Source organism: Jidongwangia harbinensis (assembly GCF_020216025.1).
GTDB lineage: Bacteria > Actinomycetota > Actinomycetes > Mycobacteriales > Micromonosporaceae > Actinoplanes > Actinoplanes harbinensis.
In genome coordinates this window covers 1-6034 of the sequence record NZ_JAIWNC010000088.1, presented here as the reverse complement: position 1 = coordinate 6034, position 6034 = coordinate 1, and the positions used below count along the sequence as shown (strand labels likewise).

1 protein-coding gene is annotated in these 6034 nt (G+C 74.4%); it reads left to right on the top strand.

Going from position 1 to position 6034, the window contains the following annotated elements; genetic code table 11:
• Positions 1-27: 27 nt before the first annotated feature.
• A partial coding sequence (locus tag LDL48_RS43015; RefSeq protein ID WP_255630542.1) for a type I polyketide synthase occupies positions 28-6034 on the top strand: 6007 nt, incomplete at its 3' end.

Here is a 6034-nt window from a genome sequence, read left to right as displayed (position 1 = left end):
CCGGGTCAGGGTGCGCAGTGGTTGGGGATGGGTGCGGAGTTGTTCGCGTCGGATGAGGTGTTCCGGCGGTCGATTGTGGAGTGTGCGGAGGCGTTGGCGCCGTATACGGACTGGTCGTTGGTGGAGGTGTTGTCGCCGGAGGCGGATCCGGTGTGGTTGCAGCGGGTGGATGTGGTGCAGCCGGCGTTGTTCGCGGTGATGGTGTCGTTGGCGCGGGTGTGGTTGGCGGCGGGGTTGCGGCCGGTGGCGGTGGTGGGTCATTCACAGGGTGAGATCGCGGCGGCGTGTGTGGCGGGGATTCTGTCGTTGGCGGATGCGGCGCGGGTGGCGGCGTTGCGGAGCCGGGCGTTGGTGCGGTTGGCGGGTTCGGGGGCGATGTTGTCGGTGGGGTTGCCGCCGGATGCGCTGGGTGAGTTGGAGCCGGGTGTGTCGGTGGCCGCGGTGAACGGGTCGTCGGCGACGGTGTTGTCGGGTGAGGTCGCGGCGGTGGAGCGGGCGGAGCGGTGGTTCGCCGGTCAGGGTGTGCGGGTGCGGCGGGTGGCGGTGGATTACGCGTCGCATTGTGCGCAGGTGGAGGTGTTACGGGAGGAGCTTCTGGCGGATCTGGCGGGGGTGTCGCCGGGGGTGGGGTCGGTGCCGTTGGTGTCGACGGTGACGGGTGAGCCGGAGTGGGTGCTGGACGCGGATTACTGGTATCGGAATCTGCGGGAGACGGTGCGGTTCGCCGGTGTGGTGGAGGGGTTGGCGGCGCAGGGTGCGTCGTTGTTCGTGGAGTGTTCGCCGCATCCGGTGCTGGTGCCGGTGATCGAGGCCGCGGCGGTGGGTTCGTTGCGGCGTGACGACGGTGGGCCGCGGCGGATGCTGCGCAGCCTGGCGGACGCGTTCGAGCTGGGCGCGCCGGTACGGCTCGCGGAACCCGGCACGCCACCCCCGGCACTGCCGACGTACCCCTTCCAACGACAGCGCTACTGGATCCCGCCGGTCTCCGGCGGCACCGCGCCGAGCGGTCTCGAACCGGCCGGGCACCCGCTGCTCGGGGCGACCGTGGACCTGGCCGGCGAGGACGGCGGCACCGTGCTCACCGGCGTCCTCTCGCTGCGGACCTCGCCGTGGCTGGCCGACCACGCGGTGCGCGGCACCGTGCTGCTGCCCGGCGCCGCGCTGGTCGAGATGGCCCTGCACGCCGGCGAGCTGACCGGTCATCCGACGGTCGAGGACCTGACCCTGGAGGCGCCGCTGCTGCTCGGCGCCGACCAGACCCGGGTGCAGGTCGTCGTGGGCGCCGTCACCGACGACCGCCGGCCGGTGGAGATCTTCGCGCGCACCGGCGGTCCCTGGACGCGGCACGCCGCCGGCACGCTGGTCGCCGCCGCCCCGGCCGAGCCGGCCACGCTCACCGAGGCGTGGCCGCCGCCCGCGTCCCCGGTCGGGCTGGACGGCGCCTACCCGCGGCTGGCCGACGCCGGCTACGAGTACGGGCCCACCTTCCAGGGGCTGCACGCCCTGTGGAGCGCCGGTGACACCGCCTACGCGGAGGTCGCGGTCCCGGAGCCCGGCGACTTCGCGCTGCACCCGGCGCTCTTCGACGCAACCCTGCACGCCATCGAACTCGCCGGCCTGCTGGCCGAGGGCGGCCGGACGCTGCTGCCGTTCAGCTGGTCCGGCGTCACCCTGCACGCCACCGGCGCCGACCGCCTGCGGGTTCGCCTACGGGCGGTCTCCCCGGACACCGTCAGCCTCACCGCCTATGACGAGGCGGGCGGGCCCGTGGTCACCGTCGCGGCGCTCACCATGCGCCCGGCCCCGCAGACCATGGACCGCCCCGCCACCGGCGCAGGCCGGTTGCACGTCCTCGACTGGGTGCTCCCGTCGCCCGCCGCCGCGCCGGAACCGGCCACCGAGCCCGGCCCGTGGCGCCTGCTCGGGCCGGTCGACCCGCGGTTCGCACCGGAGCCGGTGTCCGAGGAGGCGGCCGCCGTGCTGGTCACCGCGGCCGCCGAACCCGCCGAGGTGCTGGCCGCCGTCCAGCGGCTGCTCGCCGGTCCGGCGGACGCGCGACTCGTCGTGCTCACCGACGACACCGACCCACTCGCCTCGGCCGCCGTCCGCGGCCTGGTCCGGTCCGCCACCGCCGAGAACCCCGGCCGGTTCGCGCTCGTGCACGTCGACGACGCCGACGCGTCCTGGGCGGCGATCGCCGACGTGGTCGCCGCCGGACACCCCGAGGCGGCCATCCGCGGCGGCGAGATCCGGGTGCCCCGGCTGGCCCCGCTCGGCGCGCCCGCCCCGCTCACGCCGCCGAGTTCGGGACGGTGGCGGCTGGACGTACCCACCCGCGGCACCCTCGACGCGATCGAACTCGTCGGCGTCGAGGACTGCGGCCCGCTCGGCCCGCACGACGTCCGGGTGGCGCTGCGCGCGGCCGGCGTCAACTTCAGCGACGTCCTGATGGCACTGGACGTCAGCCCCGGCGCCGGCACGATGGGCATCGAAGGCGCCGGTCTGGTGCTCGAGACCGGCCCGGAGGTGCGCGGCTTCGCCCCGGGTGACCGGGTGATGGGCATGTTCCCCGGCGCGTTCACACCGACCGCGGTCACCGACGGGCGCCGCCTCACCCGGGTCCCCGCCGGGTGGAGCGACGTGCACGCGGCGTCCGTACCCATCGTGTTCCTCACCGCCCTGCACGGCCTCACCGACCTGGCCCGGCTCGCGCCCGGGGAACGCGTGCTCGTCCACGCGGGCGCCGGTGGCGTCGGCATGGCGGCCATCCAGCTCGCCCACCACCTCGGCGCCGAGGTGTACGCCACCGCGTCCGAAGGCAAGTGGGACACGCTGCGCGCGATGGGCCTGGACGACGCGCACATCGCGTCCTCGCGCTCGCTCGCCTTCGCCGAGCGGATCGCCGCGGCCGGCGGCGTCGACGTCGTCCTCAACTCGCTCACCGGCGAGTTCCTGGACGCTTCGCTGCGCCTGCTCCGGCCGGGCGGCCGGTTCATCGAGATCGGCAAGTCCGACATCCGTACGCCGGAATGGGTCGCCGCCCACCACCCCGCCATCACCTACCGCGCGTTCGACCTGATCAAGCTGGAGCCGGACCACATCGCCCGGCTGCTGCGCGTGCTGACCGGGCTGTTCGACACCGGACGCCTGCACACCCTGCCGGTGCGGCAGTGGGACATCCGGCGGGCGCCCGAGGCGTTCCGTCACCTCAGCCTCGCCCGGCACGTCGGCAAGGTCGTGCTCACCCTGCCCGCCCCGCCCGGGCCGGACGGCACCACCCTCATCACCGGCGGCACCGGCGCCCTCGGCGGCCTGCTCGCCCGCCACCTGGTCACCCGGTACGGCGTGCGGCGCCTGTTGCTGACCAGCCGGCGAGGACCGGCCGCTCCCGGCGCGGCGGAACTGCGCGCCGAGTTGACCGCGCTGGGTGCCGAGGTGACCGTGGCGGCCTGCGACGCCGGCGACCGGGCCGCCCTGGCCGCGCTGATCGACGCGATCCCCGCCGACCAGCCGTTGACCGCGGTGCTGCACACCGCCGGAGTCCTGGACGACGGGCTGGTCGAGTCGCTGACCCCGGAGCGGCTCACCGCCGTGCTGCACGCCAAGGCCGCCGCCGCGCAGCACCTGCACGAGCTGACCAGCCACCTGCCGGTCGGCACGTTCGCCCTGTTCTCGTCCGTGATGGGCACGCTCGGCTCGGCCGGGCAGGCCAACTACGCGGCGGCGAACGCGTACCTGGACGCGCTGGCCGGGCACCGCCGGTCGCTCGGTCTGCCCGCCGTCTCGCTGGCCTGGGGACTCTGGGCCCAGGACGGCGGCATGACCGGTCACCTCGACGACCGGGAGCGGCGCCGGCTCGCGCGTACCGGGCTGGTCGCGATGGACGCCGCGGAGGGACTGGCGCTGTTCGACCGCGCGCTGGACGCGGACCCGGCCGTGGTCTTCCCGGCCCGGTTCGACCCGGCCGCGCGGGACGTGCCGGACGTGCTGAGCGGGCTCGTCCGGACCTCCGCGCGGCGGGTGGCGCGTACCCGGGCGGCCGGGACCGCACCCGGCGGGCAGCTCGCCGCCGCCACGCCCACGGACCGTCCCGCGCTCCTGCTCGACCTGGTCCGCACCCAGGCCGCCACGGTGCTCGGCCTGCCCTCGCCGGACGCGGTGGGCGCCGACCGCCCGTTCCGCGACCTCGGCTTCGACTCGCTCACCGGCGTCGAACTGCGCAACCGGCTCGGCACGGCGACCGGGCTGCGGCTCTCCTCCACGGTGACCTTCGACCAGCCGACCCCGCAGGCCCTCGCCCGGCACCTGCAGACCGAGCTGTTCGGCGACGACACCGCCGCGCCGGACGCGGCACTCCCGGACGCGACTTCCGACGAGCCGCTGGCGATCGTCGGCATGGCGTGCCGGCTGCCGGGCGGCGCGGACTCGCCGGAGGCGTTGTGGCGCCTGGTGTCCGACGGGGTCGACGCGATGACCGGCTTCCCGGCCGACCGGGGCTGGGAGGCCGACGGCGACTTCGCCCGGACGGCCGGCTTCCTGGCCGACGTGGCCGGGTTCGATGCGGAGTTCTTCGGAATCAGTCCGCGTGAGGCGCTGGGGATGGATCCGCAGCAGCGGTTGCTGATGGAGACGTCGTGGGAGGCGTTCGAGTCGGCCGGCATCGATCCGGCGGGGTTGCGGGGCAGCCGTACCGGGGTGTTCGTCGGCGCGATCGCGCAGGACTACGGCCCACGGCTGTACGACGTCGGCGCGCCCCTGGACAGCTCGCTGTTCACCGGCACCACGCTGAGCGTGGCGTCGGGCCGGCTGTCGTACTTCTACGGTTTCGAAGGCCCCGCGCTGACCATCGACACGGCGTGTTCGTCCTCGCTGGTCGCGCTGCACCAGGCCGGGCAGGCCCTGCGGGCCGGGGAGTGTTCCCTCGCCGTGGTCGGCGGCGTCGCGGTGATGACCTCACCCGGGATGTTCGTCGAGTTCGCCCGGCAGGGCGGGCTCGCCTCGGACGGCCGGTGCAAGGCGTTCGCGGCGGGTGCGGACGGTACGGGGTGGGCCGAGGGTGTCGGTGTGCTGGTGGTGCAGCGGTTGTCGGATGCGCGGCGGGCGGGGCGTCGGGTGTTGGCGGTGGTGCGGGGTAGTGCGGTGAATCAGGATGGTGCGTCGAATGGTTTGACGGCGCCGAATGGTCCGTCGCAGCAGCGGGTGATCCGGCAGGCGTTGGCGGGTGCGGGGTTGGTGCCGGCTGATGTGGATGTGGTGGAGGCGCACGGTACGGGTACCACGTTGGGTGATCCGATCGAGGCGCAGGCGTTGTTGGCGACGTACGGTCAGGATCGGGCGCGGCCGTTGTTTCTGGGGTCGTTGAAGTCGAACATCGGTCATGCGCAGGCGGCTGCGGGTGTGGCTGGTGTGATCAAGATGGTGCAGGCGTTGCGGCACGAGACGATGCCGCGCACGTTGCACGTCGATGCGCCGTCGCCCGAGGTCGACTGGTCGGCCGGCGCGATCGAACTGCTCACCGAGGCCCGGCCCTGGACCCCGGAGGACCGCCCCCGGCGCGCCGGCGTCTCCTCGTTCGGCATCAGCGGCACGAACGCCCACGTGATCATCGAGGAGGGTGACGCCACCCCGGCAACCGATCCCGATGCCGATTCCGATTCCGGCACACCCGTGCCCTGGATCCTGACCGGCCGGACCGACGCCGCGGTGCGCGACCTCGCCCGCCGCCTGCTGACCACCGACGCGCCGATCGCCGACGTCGCCGCGGGGCTGGCCGCCCGGCGCCCGTTCGGGCGGCGCGCGGTCGTGGTGGGCGAGTCGCTCGCCGAGATGCGGGCCGGCCTGCACGGCGTCGCCGACGGACAGGTGCCGGTCGGCACCGCCGTGTCGGGTGGTGTGGTGTTGGTGTTCCCGGGTCAGGGTGCGCAGTGGTTGGGGATGGGTGCGGAGTTGTTCGCGTCGGATGAGGTGTTCCGGCGGTCGATTGTGGAGTGTGCGGAGGCGTTGGCGCCGTATACGGACTGGTCGTTGGTGGAGG